The sequence below is a fragment of the Pseudomonas sp. ACM7 genome (genome assembly GCF_004136015.1).
Taxonomy (GTDB): domain Bacteria; phylum Pseudomonadota; class Gammaproteobacteria; order Pseudomonadales; family Pseudomonadaceae; genus Aquipseudomonas; species Aquipseudomonas frigoris.
Map to the genome: position 1 here is coordinate 6,350,445 of NZ_CP024866.1, position 17,791 is coordinate 6,368,235.

Consider the following 17,791-nt stretch of genomic DNA (forward strand, 5'->3'; position numbering starts at 1 on the left):
TCATCCGGAGTCACGATGAACGCTTCCCCCTTGCGCATCGGCATCGCCGGTGCCGGTGCCATCGGCTGCACCCTGGCGGCCCGTCTTGCGGGCAACGGCCATAAGGTCAACGTACTGGCCCGAGGTGAAACCCTGACCGCCATCCGCCGTGACGGCATCCACTTGTCCGATCTGGACGGTCATCATCATGTGCGAGTCGAGGCCAGCGACGACGCTGCCAGCCTTGGCGAGCAAGACCTGATTTTTCTCTGCACCAAGGCACAAGCCCTGGCCAGCCTGCTGCCGCAACTGCAACCGATGATCGGCGCCGAGACGGTGGTGATCCCGGTGGTCAACGGCGTGCCGTGGTGGTATTTCCACGGCGAAGGCGGACGCTACGACGGGCAACGGGTGAACGCGGTTGACCCTCAGTCGATCCTCAGCCAGGCCCTGGACCTGTGCCATGTGATCGGCTGCGTGGTGTTCATTACCGCCCATTGCCCGGCCAGCGCCGTGGTCGAATCGCGCAACCCGCATTTGATGATTTTCGGCGAGCCCGACAACAGCCTCAGCCCGCGCCTAGAGCGCGTGCGCGCGCTGATCGAAAGCGCCGGGATCGAGGCGCGGGCCACCGAACGCATCCGCGACAACCTTTGGACCAAGATCATCGCCAATATCACCTCCAACCCGCTCTCGGTGATCACCGGCGCCACCCTTGAGCAGCTTTACAGCCTGCCGGAACTGCGGGACCTGGTCAGCACCTGCCTGCACGAAACCCTGCTCACCGCCGCCCATGGCGCCCGCGTGAGCATCGATCCGCAGACCTTTCTCGAACTCGGTGCCGGCATGGGCGCCGTGCGCACCTCGATGCTGCAGGACTATGAAAAAGGCCGCCCCCTGGAGCTCGCCGCCATCGGTGACGCGGTGCTGGAGCTGGCTGATTGCATGGAGATTCCGATGCCCGTCACACGACACCTCATTGCCCTGGCGCGCTTTCGCGGCGAACAGGCTTGTCACTGACCCCTACGATAAGGACTACGATATGAACCACAGCCCACTGGAAAAACCCGAACAGTACAGCGACGAAGAATGGGCGCTGCGCGTGCAGCTTGCCCATTGCTACCACCTGGTGGACTTCTTCGGCTGGACCGAGACCATCTTCAACCATATTTCCGCACGTCTACCCGGCCCGGCGCACCATTATCTGGTCAACCCGTTCGGCCTGAACTACACCGAGGTGACCCCGGCCAACCTGCTCAAGGTCGACCTGCACGGCAAGAAGCTCGAGGACTCGCCCTACGACGGCAACCCCGCCGGTTTCGCCCTGCACAGCGCGGTGCACGGTGCCCGTTCGGACATTCAGTGCCTGATCCATACACACACCACGCCGATTTCGGCCATCGTCATGAAGAAGGCCGGTTTTGCCCATAACGACTTTTACGGTGCACAACTCTACGGACGGATCGGCTACCACACCTTCGAAGGCATCACGCTGTTCGATGACGAAAAAGCGCGGATGATCGAGAGCCTTGGCGACAAGCACATCCTGGTGCTGCGCAACCACGGCATTGCCGTCGGCGAAAGCAGCATTGCCAAGGCGTTCTTCCTGCTGTGGACGGTGCAGCGCGCCGCCGAAATCCAGTGCCAGGCCGGCGCTCTGGGTGGTGAGGATAATCCGCTGCCTGAGGCGATCAGCCAGAAGTGTGCCGAACTCACAGCCATGCTCATTCGGGACAGCGGCTTCGCTGTGAAATTCTTCGACGCCATGGTTCGCAAAATGCGCGCCGAACGCGGCCAGTGCTGGTAATCGCGGGAGCACTCAGTGGCTAAGTCAAAGGAATACACGCCGCCGGTCATCGTTGCGGCGCAGCTAGAAATCCCGATCTCGCGCCTGGATACTCGCGGCCATCTGATGGCCTGCAACGATGCCTATGTGGCGCTCAGCGGTTACGCCCGAGAGGAGCTGCTGAACCAGCCGCACGAACTGATCAATCATCCGCTGATGCCCAAGCGAGTCATTGATCGTATGTGGGAGACCTTGCGCAGCGGTGTGCCCTGGACAGCGCCCATGATGGGTCGCGATAAACAGGGCACGACGTTCTGGTGCAATCTCTATGTGGTGCCACTGCTGGAGGGCGGTCAGTTGAATGCGCTGGGCACGGCGTATCACCCGATGGACGCCGCCCAAAGCCTGCGAGCGGAAAAACTCTATCGACGCTTGAATGATGGCCACGGCCCGCTGACTTTTGCCCGCCGCATACAGGAACATGCCAGCACTCAGGGTATCGCCTGGTTAGTGGGACTTGGTGTCACAGGCGCCATGGTTGTCGGGCAGATCGACCTGGCACCCGGCCTGCTGATGCTCGGCGGAGTACTCGCCGCGAGCTGGCAATGGCAAGCCAGACAACATGCGGACGTCCGCCGGATCATGGCCCGGCACGATCAGGTCTACAGCGACGCGTTGCTGGCCCCGCTTCAGGAAGGCAGCGCCAGCGTTGCCAACCGTTTTGACATGGCCCTTAACAGCCAGAACACGCGGATGCGCACGGTCATGGCGCGTATCCGGATCAACGGCGAGACCGTGCGTCAACGCGCGCAAGAATCGTCGACACTGGTGCAGACCCAATCCGGGCACCTGCAACGGCAACTTGAAGAAGCCGAGCAGTCCGCCGCGGCCGTCCATCAAATGAGTGCCACGATCCAGGAACTGTCGCGCAACCTGCAACACGCGGCCGAAGCCACCCAAGCCGTCGACCGTCTGGCTCGCGATGGTGACCGGATGTCCGGGCAAAGCCAGCGTTCGATGACCGGCCTGTGCACCTCGGTCGAGGAAATTGGCCAGGCCGTCAGCCGCCTGGCGGAATCGATCGAATCAATCAGCGGCGTCGCGCATGTGATTCGCAGCATCGCCGAACAGACCAATTTGCTGGCGCTGAACGCGGCCATCGAAGCGGCCCGCGCCGGCGAGACCGGACGCGGCTTCGCGGTGGTCGCCGATGAGGTACGCAGCCTCGCGACCCGCACCCGCGAATCCACTGAACAAATCCAGCGCTCGATCGAGCAGTTGCGTGACGGCAGTGCCCTGGCGCTCGCCACGGCACAACGCGGCGAGTCGGCCGCGCGGGAATCACGCGAAGACGTGGCGCAGGTACAAACCGCGCTGCGGCGCATCTGCGAGGAAGTCGGACAGATCTCCGGCATGAGTTTGCAAATGGCTTCGGCCATCGAACAGCAAGGTCAAGTCGCCCAAGAGATCAATGGGCAGATTTCCCAAATCGTGAACCTGGCGCAAACCAGCAGCGATCAGTCCCGACGCAGTACCCAGATCGGCGAGGAGCTGCATCAACTGGCCAACTCCCAACTCGACCTGGCACAGCGTTTTCTACAGGGCTGAGCGATTCATCCTCATGCATCAGGCCTGACGTCGCAGGGTCTCGGAAGGCAGGCAGCCGTACTGTTTGCGGTACTGCATGGCGAAATGACCGAAGCTGGCGACCCCGTGACGCAACAGGATATCCGTCACGCTGTCGGTCGGCCCGGCCTGCTGCAGGGCTACGTGAACCAAGGCCAGCCGACGAGTGCGGACATAGTCACTGGGGGTTTGCTGAAGAAAGCGAGTGAAGCCATTTTGCAAGGTGCGGATCGACACGTCGCAGAACTGCGCCAGGCTCGCCAGCGCAATCGGTTCGGCCAGGTGCTGTTCGATGTAGTCACGGGCCTTCTTGACGTGGTGAGGCATTGGTTGGCGCTGGTCTTGCAGCAGATCGACCGAATAATTGTGCGGCAACTGGGTCAGCAGCACCGACAGCAAATAGTCCGACAGGCTCCCGCCCATGGTCGAGGTCAGCAGCATCTGGCTGGCGTCGCCATAGAGCTGGCAGATGTAATCCAGGGTGGTCCTTACCGTCGCCATGCCCTGATGCTCGGCGTCGACCTGAATGTCGAACACCAACGGCTGACGCAAACGCCGGTTGAGCAACACTTGCAGCTGACGCTCGAGGGCTTGGCGATCGACGCGCAAAATCAGGTTGCGGCAGTCCTTGTCGATACGGATAAAACTGCGCTCAGAAGGCGAAGAAATGGTCAGCCCGCCCTTGCGCAAAATCGCGCTCTGCTTGCCCAGGCTGACCATGCCGCTGCCTTCCAGGGTGACCCGAATCAAGTAGTAGTCACTGATATCGCCGGCGTCGATTTCCACCGGTGCGCCGTAGTGCAGATCGAACAACGCCGAGCTGCCGAAAAACACGCCGTACAGCTGCGATTGCAGGGCGCCGCCCTGCTGCATTTTCATCTGGTGGGGCCACAGGTAATGACTGACCCGATCCTTGACCTCGCCAAACCCGCCGGAACTCAGAAGGCAATGATGACGGAGCGAAGAGCGTTGATCGAACATGCTGAAGCACCTCCAGAAAATGACACCGTTGCCCGCAGGCACGTCGATAATTTAGTGGAAATGGAAAGCAATTTTCACGCCACGCAAACGCTTTCTGCGCGCCCGGAACAGCCTCTGCGCCTGGTGCATAGAGTCAAGGCAAACAAGGGCTTAAAAAGGTCCTGCAGCACACACATGCCAAGCCATTGGCAACCTGGAACCGCACAACAAAACCAATAAACGCACCAGGGCAAGGCGCTCGGGTAACGACGGCGTCACCAATACACCCAACTGCGAACCGCTGCCGCCGACTGACTGATTGCCAACCCTGAAGGGGCCAAACAGCATGACCAGCAAAACACCGACCGAGGTCACCCGTAAAAGCTATGCCTACGAATGGTATGTCGTTGCCGTTTGCATGCTGGCCTATATTTTTTCGTTCATCGATCGTCAAATCCTGGCGTTGATGATCGAACCGATCAAACACGACATGCAGTTATCCGACACCCAATTCAGCTTGCTGCACGGCCTGGCTTTCTCCCTGTTCTATGCCTTCATGGGCATGCCCATCGCGCTGCTGGCGGACAAATTTTCCCGCCCGAAAATCATCGCCATCGGCATTGCGTTCTGGAGCCTGGCGACGGCCCTGTGCGGGGTGAGCAAAAACTTCCTGCAGATGTTTATGGCCCGCATCGGTGTCGGGATTGGTGAAGCGGCGCTGTCGCCGGCCACCTACTCGATGCTCAGCGATATGTTCCCCCGGGAAAAACTCGGGCGCGCCGTGGCGATCTACTCGATCGGCTCGTTCATCGGTGGCGGCGTGGCCTTTCTGATTGGCGGCTACGTCATCGATTTGCTGAAGAACCTCGACAGTGTCGCCGTACCGCTGCTAGGCGAAATGCGGCCATGGCAGGTGACGTTTTTTCTGGTGGGACTGCCGGGCATTCTCGTTGCCCTGCTGATTGCCCTGACCATTCGCGACCCGGCTCGCAAGGGCCTGAAGCTGGATGCGGCAGGTAAGGTCCATGCGCCCAGCATGAAACAGGCGTTCAAGTTCCTGGCAGTGCACCGAAAGACCTTTTTCTGCCACTACCTGGGGTTTTCGTTTTACGCGATGACGCTGTTCTGCATGCTTAGCTGGACCCCGGCCTTCTATATGCGCAAATTCGGCCTCGCCCCCAGCGATACCGGCTACATGCTTGGCATCGTGGTGCTGCTAGCCAATACCAGCGGCGTGTTTTGTGGCGGTTGGCTGATCGACTGGCTGGCGAAAAAAGGCTACAGCGATGCGCCGATCCGCGCGGGAGTCATCGGGGCAATTGGCATGGCCGTACCCGCCATCGCGTTCACCCAGGTCAGCGAACTGTGGATGTCCGTGGCGTTGCTGGCACCGGCGATGTTCTTTGCTTCGTTCCCAATGCCGGCGTCAACCGCAGCCATGCAGATCCTGCCACCCAATCAGATGCGAGCGCAGATCAGCGCGCTGTTCCTGCTGATTTCCAATCTGATCGGCCTGGGTCTTGGTACCACACTGGTCGCGCTGCTCACCGACCGGCTATTCCAAAATCCGGCCATGGTCGGGTCATCGATTTCCCTGCTCAATGCCTTTGCAGTCGCATTCACCCTGCTCTTGCTGACCAAAGGTTGCCGGCACTTCCGTGAGAGTCTCAAACACGAAGGCCTGGCCTGACGTCCTTACCTGAGGCACGCTACGGCGTGTCTGCTGGTTTTTTGCCGCGGGCGGCGCGACAATGGCGCCCGCTATCAAACCCGCTCACCTGAAAGACTACGCCAACCTTTATGACCACCCCGAAAAAGCGCCTGAGCCGATACAACCCCGCCAGCGAAGACTTCAAGAAGGAAGAGTTCCCCTTCTACTGGCTGGCTCGCCTGCACGGCCGCTACTCCATGGCCATGGAGAAAGCGCTGAAAAAAATCGATATGGACATACCGCGCTGGCGGATTCTGTTCATCCTCAAGGAAAATGGCGAGTCGAGCATTTCGGAAATCTCCATCCATGCCATCGCGAAGCTCTCGACCATCACCAAAATTGTCTATCGCATGAAAGCCGACGGCCTGGTAGAGACCAACACCAGCGCCAGCGACGGGCGCGTGACTCAGGTCTCACTCACCGATGTCGGCCGCCATACCATCGAAGAAATCCAGCACGGCACCAGCGATATCTTCCGCACAAGTTTCAAAGGCCTGACCGAGGCCCAGATCACCAAACTGAACGGAACACTGGAAAAAATATTCAATAACCTGCCGGAAGACTGACCCGCAACGACCAACGCTGTGGGCACTGGCGACAGTCTACATACCTTGAATAGCAGCCGTTTACAGCAGAAATCCGATGATTCAGATTTCTGCTTTTTTATAGGCACAGCATTCACCACCGATAGCTGATCCCTTTACAGGCAATCGCGCAGTGCGTGAATTACAGAGCGACCAAAGACCTGACCTTGCAGTACTACTACGGCAATCTGCAGGACTTTTACAAACAGAACTTTTTGGGTCTCAAATACGATTGGTAGGTCGGCCCCGGCACCCTGCGTACCGACCTGCGACACTTCGACACGCGCTCAGCCTGAGCCTGGCAGCATCAAGCACGGCCAGGTAACGGCAGATGCCAGGATCGCAGGGTGGTAAGTAGGCCGGCCTATGTCAGCTGGAATAGCACCGTCAAAACCCAGATTGACCAGGTCGAGTTCGTCGACGAAGACATCGACTACGCGCACCGGATTAGTATCGCTGACGTAGTCGTAGAGACTTTCGGGAAGTAAGGTGTTTTGGCCTCGATGTTCACCTTGGATGAAGCGTTTCATGGGCGATCCTTGCGCTGAAATCCTCAGAAATCATAGCAAGGCTTTCGATCTAGATAGATACTCAATCGTGGGATTGCTAAACCAGCTGGCGGATCCCCAGAGACAAAATCAAACCACCGCACAGTCGATCGATTGCTTTTTTCCTCCCTTGATACGCGGAAGCAATCTTAGGCTGCGAAAGAGCGATTGCGACCATTCCATACCAGGTCATTGAAACCACCACTACAACTGCCAGCATCGACGAAAACGTGCCTAGCGAAACGTGGGCGGGGGCTGCGGCTGAAAAAACAGCGGCATAGAAGGCCATGGACTTGGGGTTGCCAATGTTGGTAACCACCCCCTGAATAAAGGACTGCCTGCAACTACCGGCGACGGCATCATTTAGCGGGCCAAGCGCATTCTTCCCCGCGTTGATCAGCAGTCGGAATCCGAACCACATCAGGTAGGCGGCCCCCAGAACCTTTACAACAAGCGCAGCCCAAGGGAGCGCAGCAAATACAACCCCGAGACCTGCAATTGCACAGGTGGACCAGAACAAGTTGACCAGTACGATACCCGCTACCAAGGCCAGAGCTTCTGACCGTGTAGCAGCCACCGCTTTATGGACCACTGCGACGAAATTTGGCCCAGGGATAACGACACCGGCCAGGTAGACCAAAAAAACTGTCAAAACGGCGGAACCATCGATCATGTGCTTCCTCGCGAGTCCTGTGGACGGTGATCGTCACGGAAATGAGTGCTATAAGCGCAGGGTCGCTCGTGACCTCAACGTCCATCGAGATAAGAGTTTTACACAGGGCTCTCGAGATTAGGGGCTTTTTACACACTCTGGGCCGTTAGCGGTCTGTCGCTAAGAACAGACCGTGATCGGTCCCGGCCCACGCTAGACAGGAGACATGCGCCCAGCGGCCTCGGCTCGTTCCAGCAATTCAATATACTTAGGTTCAGCTACCCCTTCAGTCCTCTCAAAAAGTATGGGCGAACGCCTTCGACCCACAGCTGACTGTCGCGACAAGGCTGAATCAGTTTTAAGCAGACGAGAGATTGTTGAGCCATACATTCCTTATAGGAATGCAGCACATAAAATTAATGAATTTTTATTATTGCTGTGTGTGGCGTAGCTTGATTTGAAGACATGGAGAACCGCCTTGAAATCATTCCCTCTCAACGCTGCTCAAAAATTTGATACCTCACATCCTTCCTCACAAACTTGCCATCAGAGTTAAGCATTTGCGATACCCCTCATCGAATCGCGACTGTCTGGGTAGCCGCCTTGCATTTTTTTGTCATTCGCGATAGCGATGGGCAGCTAAGGTCGGCCCAGAACTCGCGAGAAATTCGCATCGACACGGTGGCCTGCTCCGGCGCACCAGACAAAAATGCTAAATCAAAGGCTTGTACCAGTTTTCCTGAAAAGAAAAGCCAAAGTGAATGACAGGCATCGCCCTCTAAGTCCCTAATTTCGGAGAGTTCGTGCCAACAAATAATGGAACCCTATGGATGTTTTAAAAAATCTATTTAATAAAGGATTACCGTCATGTAATTTCGATCCTGACTGCTGACCGGCAGTCCTTACTTGCGGAGCCCTCTCATGCCACTCGTTCGCGTCGACATAAAAAAGCATCAAGACCCTACTCACGCCAAACGTGTCGGGCAATTGATCTACGCCGCCATGCACAGCGCCATTGGCGTGCCGGAGAACGATAACTTCCAGATTCTTGCCGAGCACGATGAACAGCATTTCATCTTTGATCCCGGCTACCTAGGCATCAATCGCACCGACAATCTGGTGGTGATTCAGATCACTCTGAGCGAAGGCCGCACCATCGAGCAGAAAAAACTCCTCTACAAAACCATTGCCGAGAGCCTTAACGCAGAACTGGCGGTGCGCCTGGAAGATGTATTCATCAATCTGGTGGAGGTCAAGAAAGAGAACTGGTCGTTTGGCAACGGCATTGCTCAATACGCCAGCTGATTTCTACCTTTTATATACCTGTGAGCCGCCAATGCCTCGAGTCTCCCGCAAACAAGCCGAACTCAACCGCGAGATCATCGTTGAGGCCGCCACGCGTCTGTTTCGCGAACGCGGCCTGCACGGGATCAGTGTCGTCGACGTGATGGGCGCCGCCGGCCTCACCCATGGCGGGTTCTATGGTCACTTCGAATCCAGGGAAGCGCTGGCGCAAGAGGCGTGCAGCCGGGCGTTCACCCAATCGATGGAACGCTGGAAGCAGAAAATAGAGGATAACGACGACAGCCTCTCGGCCCGCGAGAGCATCATCACGCCCTACCTCTCCGCGGCCAATCGCGATAATCCGGGCGAAAGCTGCCCGGTGACCGCGTTTGCCGGCGACATGTGTCATGAAACCGCAGAAAGCGGTTTGCACCAGACCTACACCCAAGGGCTGGAGGCATTGCTGCAGATGCTGGCACCGCTGATGGGCGCGGATCAGCCCGAAACCAATCGGCAAAAAGCGTTGGTGGACTATTCGCTGATGGTCGGCGCCCTGACCCTGGCCCGTGCAACCCGGGGTGACGCCTTGTCCGATGAAATTCTCGACGCAGCCCGGACATTTCTCACCTCGGACACGGCCGTTGACACACCCACGACGCCGACAGCATGATCGGCCTCATGAATATTCCTGCGCTGAACCTCACCCGCACCACCACGACCGCTTCCGGCGGGTCGTGCGGTGGCTGGCTGAGATAAACACAGCGCAGTGAACCCAAGGCCCCGCCAGCAATGGACGGGGCCTTGTCGTTTCTCCCGTCCGTTCGGCACTTTTCGTACGACACCCAAGGAGAAACACCCATGTCATCAGCGCTGTTGATCATCGATATGCAGGTCGGCCTGTTCCACGGCCCGGAAAAACCCTACGACGGTGAACGGATACTGGCGAACATCCAGCAACTCATTCGTCAGGCCAGGGAGCGTAACGTGCCGATCTTCGCGGTGCGCCATACCGGCCCTCAAGGTTCGCCCATCGAAGTCGGTAGCCCCTTCTGGCAGCTATTGCCCGCACTGGATCTGGATGCCAGCACCGACACCCTGTTCGACAAAACCCGACCCAATGCCTTTTACGCCACCGCGCTGGCGGAGCAACTGCGGGCTAGCGGCATCAATGAGGTGTTCATCGCCGGCATGAAAACCCAATATTGCATCGACAGCACCTGCCGGGCGGCGGCCGAGTTGGGGTTCAAACCCATACTCGTGGCCGATGCGCATACCTGCATGGACACACCGGCGCTGCCGGCCCGGTCGATCATCGAACACCATAACGCGACGTTGAACGGTGCCTTCGCAAAGGTGTTGAACACCGTGGATGTGTAAGCGCTACGGAACGCTCCTACACTGAGGTCGCAGGCCATAAGCCTGCTATCTTTGGTAAATGCCAAACCGTTGCGCAATCAGCAATTTGAAGCAACGTTTTGAAGCAACTTTCGAGCCCCGACTTTCCGATGCGCACAGGAGCCCAGCATGCCCGCAACCGTTCTGGTACTGGTTGAAACCATCAATGATTACCTGCCGATTCTCGAACATCAGGGTTTTCACCTGATTCTGGCGCCCACGCCTGCCGAGCGCGCCGATGCCATTAAACGCCATGGCGCGCAGATCGATGCGGTGCTGACCCGCGGCCCATTGGGCCTGTACGCCGACGAAATCGCCGCCCTGCACAATCTCAAGATCATCTGCGTGATCGGCGCCGGCTACGAACACGTCGACCTGCAAGCCGCCGCCAACCGGGGCATAACGGTTACCAATGGCGCCGGAGTCAATGCCTCTTCAGTCGCCGACCATGCCATGGCGATGCTGCTGTCTCTGGTGCGTGACATTCCCCGTTGCGACGCCGCCGTGCGCCGGGGTGAGTGGCCGAAAATCATGCGCCCGTCCCTGGCCGGCAAGCGCCTGGGCATCCTGGGCCTCGGTGCGGTCGGCATGGCCATCGCCAAACGCGCCGCCCACGGCTTCGACATGACGGTCAGTTACCACAACCGCCAGCATCGCAGCGATGTGCCGTACAGCTTCTGCTCGACGCCGACGGAGCTGGCACGGAAATCAGACTTTTTGATCGTCGCCACCCCTGGCGGACTGGGCACCAAACACCTGATCAACCGACAAGTACTCGACGCCTTGGGCCCTCAGGGGTTCATCGTCAACATCGCCCGAGCCAGCGTGATTGTCACCGCAGACCTGATCAGCGCGCTTGAGCAGCGCAGGATTGCCGGCGCTGCGCTGGATGTCTTCGACACAGAACCCCAAGTACCCAATGCCTTCAAGGCGTTGGCCAATGTGGTCCTCACCCCGCATGTCGCCGGTTTGTCCCCGGAAGCCACTCAAGGCACCGTGGAGCTGGTAGGTCGCAATCTGGTGGCGTTCTTCACCGGTAATCCGGTATTGACCCCGATTGCCCTGCCATCGACGACGAGCATGATCTGACCACCATTCAAACAGGTGTATCAAAAACAATGATTGCCCGGCAACACGCTCACCTATAAGGGCGTTTCGTGGTTGTGGGTGTCGGGTGTGCGCATTAGATTAGCCAATAGTCTCAGGCCTCCAGAATAAGCAGAAGGGATAAGCATGACGCTTACTGACCAGTCCACCCGTATCCGCACCGGCGAAGAACTCGATGCCAGCCTGATCGATCCGTACCTCAAGGCCCACATTCCGGGCCTGAGTGGTTTGCCGCAGATCAGCCAGTTTCCGGGCGGTGCGTCGAACCTCACCTACTTGCTGGAATACCCCGAACAGGAGTTCGTCCTGCGTCGCCCGCCCTTTGGCCATAAAGCCAAGTCCGCCCACGACATGGGCCGCGAATTTCGCATCCTCAATCAGCTCCGTGACGGTTTTCCGTACTGCCCCAAAGCCTACGTGATCTGCACCGACGAATCAGTGATCGGCGCCGAGTTCTATGTGATGGAGCGGGTCAAGGGGATCATCCTGCGCTCCGAACTGCCGCCGGAACTGGGTCTGGATTCGGCGAAAACCGAAGCGCTGTGCAAGAGCTTCATCGACAAATTCGTTGAGCTGCACCGGGTCGACTACAACGCCTATGGTTTGGGCGACCTCGGCAAACCCGAAGGCTATGTCGCGCGGCAGATCAAAGGCTGGAGCGATCGCTACGAGAAAGCACTGACCCCGGACGCGCCGAAGTGGGAGGCGGTCAAAGCCTGGCTCAACGACAAGATGCCGGCCGATCACCCGACCTCCAGCATCGTCCACAACGATTACCGCTTCGACAACGTGATCCTCGACCCGAACAACCCGATGGACATCATCGGCGTGCTCGACTGGGAACTGACCACCCTCGGCGACCCGCTGATGGACCTGGGCAACACCCTCGCCTACTGGATCGAAGCCGACGACCCGGCTCCGGTGCAACTGATGCGCCGCCAACCGAGCCACGCGCCGGGCATGCTGACCCGCCGCGAGTTCGTCGACTACTACGCCGAGCGCTCAGGCATTCAGATCGACAACTTCGACTTCTACTACACCTACGGCCTGTTCCGCCTGGCCGGCATCGTGCAGCAGATCTACTACCGCTTCTTCCATGGTCAGACCCAGGACAAACGCTTCGCGCAGTTCATTCACATGAACAAACTGCTGGAGCAGATGAGCCTGCAAGTCATTTCGAAATCCAGCCTCTGATCACGCCACTGGCCCCAATAACAAGGAAAAACCATGTCCAAGACTCAGTTGTTCGACCTCGACGGTAAAATCGCATTCGTGTCTGGCGCCAGCCGTGGTATCGGTGAAGCTATCGCCAAACTGCTGGCCCAGCAAGGCGCCCATGTCATCGTCTCGAGCCGCAAACTCGACGGCTGCCAGCACGTGGCTGACGCGATCATCGCCGCCGGCGGCAAAGCCACTGCCGTTGCTTGTCACATCGGTGAAATGGAACAGATCAGCCAGGTCTTCGCCGGTATCCGCGAACAGTTCGGGCGCCTGGACATCCTGGTCAACAACGCGGCGACCAACCCACAGTTCTGCAACGTACTGGACACCGACCTCAGCGCTTTCCAGAAAACCGTCGACGTGAACATCCGCGGCTACTTCTTCATGTCGGTGGAAGCCGGCAAGCTGATGCGCGAAAACGGCGGCGGCGGCAGCATCATCAACGTCGCCTCGATCAACGGCATCTCGCCGGGGATCTTCCAGGGCATCTACTCCGTGACCAAGGCGGCGGTCATCAACATGACCAAAGTGTTCGCCAAGGAATGCGCGCAGTTCGGCATCCGCTGCAACGCCCTGCTGCCGGGCTTGACCGACACCAAATTTGCTTCGGCGCTGGTGAAAAATGAGGCTATTTTGAACACCGCGTTGCAACAGATTCCGCTCAAGCGTGTGGCGGATCCGAGTGAAATGGCGGGAGCGGTGTTGTATCTGGCCAGTGATGCGTCGAGTTACACCACCGGGGTTTCGTTGAATGTGGATGGTGGGTTCTTGTCCTGATCCGATTTACCGGATGAACAAAAGGCAGCCTTAGGGCTAATGCCGGTCAGTTAAGCCGCGATCCGTAGCAGCTGGCGAAGCCTGCGTTCGACTGCGTAGCAGTCGTAAAATCAGCAACTGCGGTGCGTCAGGCGGACCGCGTTAGCCAGATTCACGACTGCTTCGCAGCCGAACGCAGGCTTCGCCAGCTGCTACGGATTGCATTACTGCTTAACTGACTGGCATTAGCCTTAGGGCTGCTTTCTTTTTTTGCCCACGAAAAAGAATTTTAATTCCAACATTTGCAAACAGGGAATATTTATTCCATTAATAGCCCCTCCTGAAAACAAAATCCCAAAAGGACCCCGGCTATGCGTGAACTCGGTATCGGACTCATCGGCACAGGTTTCATGGGCCGCGCCCATGCCTTGGCGTTTCGCAACGTCAGTGCGGTTTTCGAACTGCCCCTCAAGCTCAAACTCGCCGCCCTGGCCGACGCCGATCCGCAGCGTGCCCGCCACTGCGCCGATGCCTGGGGTTTCGGCACCGCTCATAGCGACTGGCAACAACTGATCGATGCCCCCCAGGTCAATTTGATCGCCATCACCACGCCCAATCACCTGCACTACCCCATGGCCATGGCCGCCCTCGCCGCCGGCAAACCGGTGTATTGCGAAAAGCCGTTGGCGGTGAATCTGGAACAGGCCGACGCCATGCGTCTGGCGGCGAAAGCGGCGGGTGTGGTGACGCGGGTGGGTTACAACTATCAACACAACCCGATGATCGTGCTCGCCCGGCAGCTGATTGAAAACGGCGACTTGGGTCAGATCATCAGTTTCCAGGGTGAATTCAGCGAAGACTTCATGGCCGATCCCGCGTCACCCTGGTCGTGGCGTTGCGATGCCGATCATGCCGGCGGTGCACTGGCCGATCTGGGCAGTCACTTGTTGGCCATGGCCCGCTATCTGGTGGGCGATGTCGAGGCAGTGAGCGCCGACACCCAGACCGTCCACCGGCAACGACCCGCCACGGCTGGCAGCCCGGAACAACGCAGTATCGCCGTCGACGATCAGGTCCACGCCTTGTTGCGGTTTGCGAATGGCGCCCGGGGCACGTTCAGCAGCAGCTGGCTCAAGCACGGCTACAAGAATCACCTGAGTTTTGAAATCAGCGGCACCCGAGGGACTTTGGCATTCGATCAGGAACGCCTGAATGAACTGCGACTGTTTCGTGCCGGTCAGGACGGTTTCCAGCGCTTGCTGGCAGGGCCGAATCTGCCGGGCTATGCGGCGTTCAGTCCGGCGGCAGGGCATCAACTCGGCTACAACGAACTCAAGACACTGGAAGTCCATGATCTGGTGATGGCGCTGGCAGGCTTGTCTCAGGGTGGAACAGATTTCGAACAGGCGTGGGAAGTCGAACGCCTGGCGACGGCCATTCGACTGGCAGCGCAAGAATCGCGGTGGGTCAAGATCGAGGAAGTCTGAGCGAAACGCACAGATACCCGCCAGCAGCACAGCGCCGCTGGCGGTTCAACGTGAGCAGATGGACGCTTACTGAGTGACGCAACGAGTGAGCGTCGTTTCCCGGGTCACCTGCCCTTCAGCCCTCATATCGCCTTGCACATCAGTGTTTTCAGTGGTCTGGCAGGTGCGCACAGGGGGTGGAGGCGGCGCAGCGGGAGGTGGCGGTGGAGGACTCGCACAACCACCCAGAATCGCTATCCAGAGTGCGAACGACAGTGTTGCAAAAATGCGTTTCCCAAGACTTTTCATAGGTTGACCCGCGGTAAGTGATCGACATATTTCCGCGACCCAACTGCTTCACCGCGCACCCGCGGACCGGTCACAGAAAAAATACTCTCGTATTCTTTATACGACCGCCGGCAAATCCCGACAGTTCCTAGGACGTCTCGCGACGATGCAACGTGTTGCTCTCAAGCTCATAACGCAGTTCTTCGATCAACGCTGCCACCGCCTCCCGCGTTCTGAGGTTGGCCACGCTCAACCCAGTGACCACCAGATCCACCTGACCCGACACCGGATGATAGAGCTTCACCGTCAGTGAATGATCACCCGTAACATTGCAGTCACAGGCCAACGGCGAAAAGCTCCGCTCCAGTTGCATACGCAATTGCGCCACATAAATCATCCGGCAGTTCCTGTCGCTGTTTTGAAAGGGACGCGATACCCGAAGACCTGTATCGCACCCTTACAGCCTAAGAACTGCCGCGCCAGGCCAGAACATGAATTTGCACCCCCTCGATTAGTGCATTTGCACCTAACGCTGGGCCTTGGGCCGCCACTCGCTGGAGAACAAACCGCGCTCGCGAGCCCAGACAATCGCCTCGCTACGACTGTGAACATCGAGCTTGGAATACACCGTCGAGACATGGTTGCGCACCGTGTTCGGCGCGAGTTTGAGCCGCGCGGCGATTTCCTTGTCGGCCAAGCCTTCGCAGATCAGGCCGAGCACATCGCGCTCGCGGGCGGTCAGGTCGGTGAAAGACACGCTAGGCAACTGCGGCGAGTTGACGTTTTTCACGTTAGCGAGCTTCTCGATGAGCGTGCGGCTGAACCAGGAGGCGTCTTTCATCACCTCTTCAATCGCTGACACCAACTCCAGTTCCGTCCGTTTACGTTCGGTGATGTCCATAAACACCAGCAGATAGCAGGGACTGTCTTGAATGTTCACGGTGTCGGCCGAGACCGCGCAATCGATCAGCCCCGCGCCTTTCTTGCGTACCCGAACATCGACACGATCCACGCTTCCGGTTTTTTCCAGTGCCGCAAACAGTCGCGCGCAGGCGCCTGTGTCATCGATAAAATCGATCTGCGTCACCGATTTGCCGAGCACTTCTTCACTGGAATACGCGAGCGTATCGAGGAAGGCTTCATTGACGTCCATCACCACCTGATCGCCGGCGTTGCACACCAGGATCGGCACCGGGGTCAGTCGAAAAGCCTTGGCGAAACGTTCCTCGCTCTGGCGCAGGGCGACTTCGGCCTTATGCCGAGGCTCGATGTCCACAAAGGAAAACAGCATGCAGGCTTCGTCGTTCAGCTCAAGGGGCTGGCCGGCGACGATCACCTGTTTGCTCCCACCTTCGCGTAACTGCAACTGAGCCTGCATTTGCGGAATGGTTGCCCCTTCGCGCAACCGCTGCTTGGCCAGGTCTTTGTTTTCGGCGCCCTCCAGCACGTCCAGTTCATACGTCGAACGGCCGATCACCTGATCACGGGCATGGCCGGTCATCTCCAGGAAGCCCGGATTGACTTTGATGTAGCGCAAATCGCTGAGGCGACAGATCACCGCCGGGGCTGGGTTGGCATTGAAAGTTTTTTCAAAACGCTGTTCGGCGCTGGCCCACTCCGTGACGTCGTTCATGATCAACACCAACGACTCCGGCTCGCCAGCGCTGTCGGCCAATACCATGCTGCGCACACTGTGGACCCAGGTGCGCTCTTCGTCGTCCGCCGGTGTCACCTCAACCAACACATCACTGAAGGACTCGCCTCGGGCAACGCGGCTGATCGGATAATTGTCGGCCTGAACCGGATGATTATTGCGATAACGCAAGGCGAAGCGCTTGGCGTACTCCTTGGCATTCGCCCCCAGTTCGCTGAGTTGCCCGACGCCGTGCATGGCCAACGCGGCGTCATTGGCCCAGAGAAGGGTCTGGTCGAGCTCCAGCAGAATGACCCCATCGGACAGGCCGGCGATGATCTGCTGCAACTGACGGCGATTGGTTTCAGTGGTCAGGACGTCCTGGCTCATTGGATCTCCACGCGTACGGCGGCGCATTCATGCGCCGCCCTGTGAAGATTACGACCGCGGGGGGGTGGGATAGTGCAGCAAACATCACCTACATCACGCCCCCCTTGAGCTGAGCTTGCTCGCGAAGAGGCCATCATCTTCAACATCTCTATTGACTGATCCGCCGCCTTCGCGAGCAAGCTCAGCTCAGGTCTTCACCCGTGGTCAGCCAGGCGGCCGGCGTGGCAATGGCAATGGCAATGGCAATGGCAATGGCGGCACGGTCGGCCTCCAGCCATTTGATGAACAGCTCTTGCACGACATCCTCGGCTTCGGCGCGGGAGCCGCGGATGCGATACGCCAGACCGAGCAAAAAGGGCCGCCGCTGCTCGAACACAGCGGCGGCGTTTTCAGCGGAGTTCATCA

Annotated in this window: 16 protein-coding genes and 3 pseudogenes; 13 read left to right on the top strand and 6 right to left on the bottom strand. The window is 58.5% G+C overall.

From position 1 onward, the window contains the following. Window positions 1-15 precede the first annotated feature (15 nt). From CUN63_RS30310 to CUN63_RS30320, 3 genes are read left to right on the top strand one after another with little or no spacing between them, the layout of a single operon-like run. Window positions 16-999 (top strand): ketopantoate reductase family protein, encoded by a 984-nt coding sequence (locus CUN63_RS30310; RefSeq protein WP_129444822.1) that lies wholly within the window; start codon window positions 16-18, stop codon window positions 997-999. A 22-nt stretch (window positions 1,000-1,021) separates the two neighbouring features. Further along, entirely contained in the window at window positions 1,022-1,786 is a 765-nt protein-coding gene (locus CUN63_RS30315) for a class II aldolase/adducin family protein (RefSeq protein ID WP_129444823.1), read from the top strand. A 15-nt stretch (window positions 1,787-1,801) separates the two neighbouring features. Next, window positions 1,802-3,373, top strand: a complete 1,572-nt coding sequence (locus CUN63_RS30320) for a methyl-accepting chemotaxis protein (protein ID WP_256657630.1) — start codon at window positions 1,802-1,804, stop codon at window positions 3,371-3,373. An 18-nt stretch (window positions 3,374-3,391) separates the two neighbouring features. Here CUN63_RS30320 and CUN63_RS30325 read toward each other — a convergent pair whose 3' ends face one another. After that, a complete protein-coding gene (locus CUN63_RS30325; RefSeq protein WP_129444824.1) occupies window positions 3,392-4,372 on the bottom strand; it encodes an AraC family transcriptional regulator in 981 nt (326 codons plus the stop codon). Between the two features lie 325 nt (window positions 4,373-4,697). On the opposite strand from CUN63_RS30325, the gene CUN63_RS30330 reads away from it, so the two are divergent. From CUN63_RS30330 to CUN63_RS30340, 3 genes and pseudogenes are all read left to right on the top strand, one after another. Beyond that, the gene (locus CUN63_RS30330; protein WP_218570139.1) at window positions 4,698-6,041 is read left to right on the top strand and encodes an MFS transporter; all 1,344 of its coding nucleotides are present in this window, start codon (window positions 4,698-4,700) and stop codon (window positions 6,039-6,041) included. A 110-nt stretch (window positions 6,042-6,151) separates the two neighbouring features. Continuing rightward, window positions 6,152-6,628 (top strand): MarR family winged helix-turn-helix transcriptional regulator, encoded by a 477-nt coding sequence (locus CUN63_RS30335; protein WP_084317873.1) that lies wholly within the window; start codon window positions 6,152-6,154, stop codon window positions 6,626-6,628. Between the two features lie 155 nt (window positions 6,629-6,783). After that, window positions 6,784-6,882, top strand: a pseudogene (locus CUN63_RS30340) (OprD family outer membrane porin); the annotation flags it as partial. 99 nt (window positions 6,883-6,981) lie between these two features. On the opposite strand, the pseudogene CUN63_RS30345 reads toward CUN63_RS30340, so the two are convergent. Further along, a pseudogene (locus CUN63_RS30345) lies at window positions 6,982-7,176 on the bottom strand (IS5/IS1182 family transposase); the annotation flags it as partial. Between the two features lie 76 nt (window positions 7,177-7,252). After that, window positions 7,253-7,867, bottom strand: a complete 615-nt coding sequence (locus CUN63_RS30350; protein ID WP_129444825.1) for a LysE family translocator — start codon at window positions 7,865-7,867, stop codon at window positions 7,253-7,255. Window positions 7,868-8,767: 900 nt separating this feature from the next. Between CUN63_RS30350 and CUN63_RS30355 the strand changes: the two genes are divergently transcribed. The 7 genes from CUN63_RS30355 (at window position 8,768) to CUN63_RS30385 (ending at window position 15,096) form a co-directional block, all read left to right on the top strand. After that, entirely contained in the window at window positions 8,768-9,151 is a 384-nt protein-coding gene (locus CUN63_RS30355) for a tautomerase family protein (RefSeq protein WP_046048875.1), read from the top strand. A 31-nt stretch (window positions 9,152-9,182) separates the two neighbouring features. Continuing rightward, window positions 9,183-9,800, top strand: a complete 618-nt coding sequence (locus CUN63_RS30360) for a TetR/AcrR family transcriptional regulator (RefSeq protein ID WP_129444826.1) — start codon at window positions 9,183-9,185, stop codon at window positions 9,798-9,800. 188 nt (window positions 9,801-9,988) lie between these two features. After that, entirely contained in the window at window positions 9,989-10,507 is a 519-nt protein-coding gene (locus CUN63_RS30365) for a cysteine hydrolase family protein (protein WP_129444827.1), read from the top strand. 147 nt (window positions 10,508-10,654) lie between these two features. Then, window positions 10,655-11,614 (top strand): 2-hydroxyacid dehydrogenase, encoded by a 960-nt coding sequence (locus tag CUN63_RS30370; RefSeq protein WP_129444828.1) that lies wholly within the window; start codon window positions 10,655-10,657, stop codon window positions 11,612-11,614. Between the two features lie 144 nt (window positions 11,615-11,758). Beyond that, the gene (locus CUN63_RS30375) at window positions 11,759-12,826 is read left to right on the top strand and encodes a phosphotransferase family protein (RefSeq protein ID WP_129444829.1); all 1,068 of its coding nucleotides are present in this window, start codon (window positions 11,759-11,761) and stop codon (window positions 12,824-12,826) included. A 33-nt stretch (window positions 12,827-12,859) separates the two neighbouring features. Further along, window positions 12,860-13,630 carry an SDR family oxidoreductase gene (locus CUN63_RS30380; RefSeq protein ID WP_129444830.1) on the top strand — a complete coding sequence of 257 codons (771 nt, stop codon included), beginning with the start codon at window positions 12,860-12,862 and terminating at the stop codon, window positions 13,628-13,630. Window positions 13,631-13,980: 350 nt separating this feature from the next. Continuing rightward, window positions 13,981-15,096 (top strand): Gfo/Idh/MocA family protein, encoded by a 1,116-nt coding sequence (locus CUN63_RS30385; RefSeq protein WP_129444831.1) that lies wholly within the window; start codon window positions 13,981-13,983, stop codon window positions 15,094-15,096. A gap of 415 nt (window positions 15,097-15,511) precedes the next feature. On the opposite strand, the gene CUN63_RS30390 is transcribed toward CUN63_RS30385, so the two are convergent. The 3 genes and pseudogenes from CUN63_RS30390 to CUN63_RS30400 form a co-directional block, all read right to left on the bottom strand. Continuing rightward, a complete protein-coding gene (locus tag CUN63_RS30390; RefSeq protein ID WP_129444832.1) occupies window positions 15,512-15,760 on the bottom strand; it encodes a DUF1652 domain-containing protein in 249 nt (82 codons plus the stop codon). Between the two features lie 129 nt (window positions 15,761-15,889). Continuing rightward, window positions 15,890-17,386 carry a helix-turn-helix transcriptional regulator gene (locus CUN63_RS30395; protein ID WP_129444833.1) on the bottom strand — a complete coding sequence of 499 codons (1,497 nt, stop codon included), beginning with the start codon at window positions 17,384-17,386 and terminating at the stop codon, window positions 15,890-15,892. 199 nt (window positions 17,387-17,585) lie between these two features. Beyond that, a pseudogene (locus CUN63_RS30400) lies at window positions 17,586-17,789 on the bottom strand (sigma factor); the annotation flags it as partial. Window positions 17,790-17,791: the final 2 nt, after the last annotated feature.

Bases quoted from the DNA above. Each gene is read 5' to 3' on its own strand.
- CUN63_RS30310 (WP_129444822.1), top strand. From the start codon at position 16: ATGAACGCTTCCCCCTTGCGCATCGGCATCGCCGGTGCCGGTGCCATC.
- CUN63_RS30315 (WP_129444823.1), top strand. From the start codon at position 1,022: ATGAACCACAGCCCACTGGAAAAACCCGAACAGTACAGCGACGAAGAA.
- CUN63_RS30325 (WP_129444824.1), bottom strand. From the start codon at position 4,372: ATGTTCGATCAACGCTCTTCGCTCCGTCATCATTGCCTTCTGAGTTCC.
- CUN63_RS30330 (WP_218570139.1), top strand. From the start codon at position 4,698: ATGACCAGCAAAACACCGACCGAGGTCACCCGTAAAAGCTATGCCTAC.
- CUN63_RS30335 (WP_084317873.1), top strand. From the start codon at position 6,152: ATGACCACCCCGAAAAAGCGCCTGAGCCGATACAACCCCGCCAGCGAA.
- CUN63_RS30350 (WP_129444825.1), bottom strand. From the start codon at position 7,867: ATGATCGATGGTTCCGCCGTTTTGACAGTTTTTTTGGTCTACCTGGCC.
- CUN63_RS30355 (WP_046048875.1), top strand. From the start codon at position 8,768: ATGCCACTCGTTCGCGTCGACATAAAAAAGCATCAAGACCCTACTCAC.
- CUN63_RS30360 (WP_129444826.1), top strand. From the start codon at position 9,183: ATGCCTCGAGTCTCCCGCAAACAAGCCGAACTCAACCGCGAGATCATC.
- CUN63_RS30365 (WP_129444827.1), top strand. From the start codon at position 9,989: ATGTCATCAGCGCTGTTGATCATCGATATGCAGGTCGGCCTGTTCCAC.
- CUN63_RS30370 (WP_129444828.1), top strand. From the start codon at position 10,655: ATGCCCGCAACCGTTCTGGTACTGGTTGAAACCATCAATGATTACCTG.
- CUN63_RS30375 (WP_129444829.1), top strand. From the start codon at position 11,759: ATGACGCTTACTGACCAGTCCACCCGTATCCGCACCGGCGAAGAACTC.
- CUN63_RS30380 (WP_129444830.1), top strand. From the start codon at position 12,860: ATGTCCAAGACTCAGTTGTTCGACCTCGACGGTAAAATCGCATTCGTG.
- CUN63_RS30385 (WP_129444831.1), top strand. From the start codon at position 13,981: ATGCGTGAACTCGGTATCGGACTCATCGGCACAGGTTTCATGGGCCGC.
- CUN63_RS30390 (WP_129444832.1), bottom strand. From the start codon at position 15,760: ATGATTTATGTGGCGCAATTGCGTATGCAACTGGAGCGGAGCTTTTCG.
- CUN63_RS30395 (WP_129444833.1), bottom strand. From the start codon at position 17,386: ATGAGCCAGGACGTCCTGACCACTGAAACCAATCGCCGTCAGTTGCAG.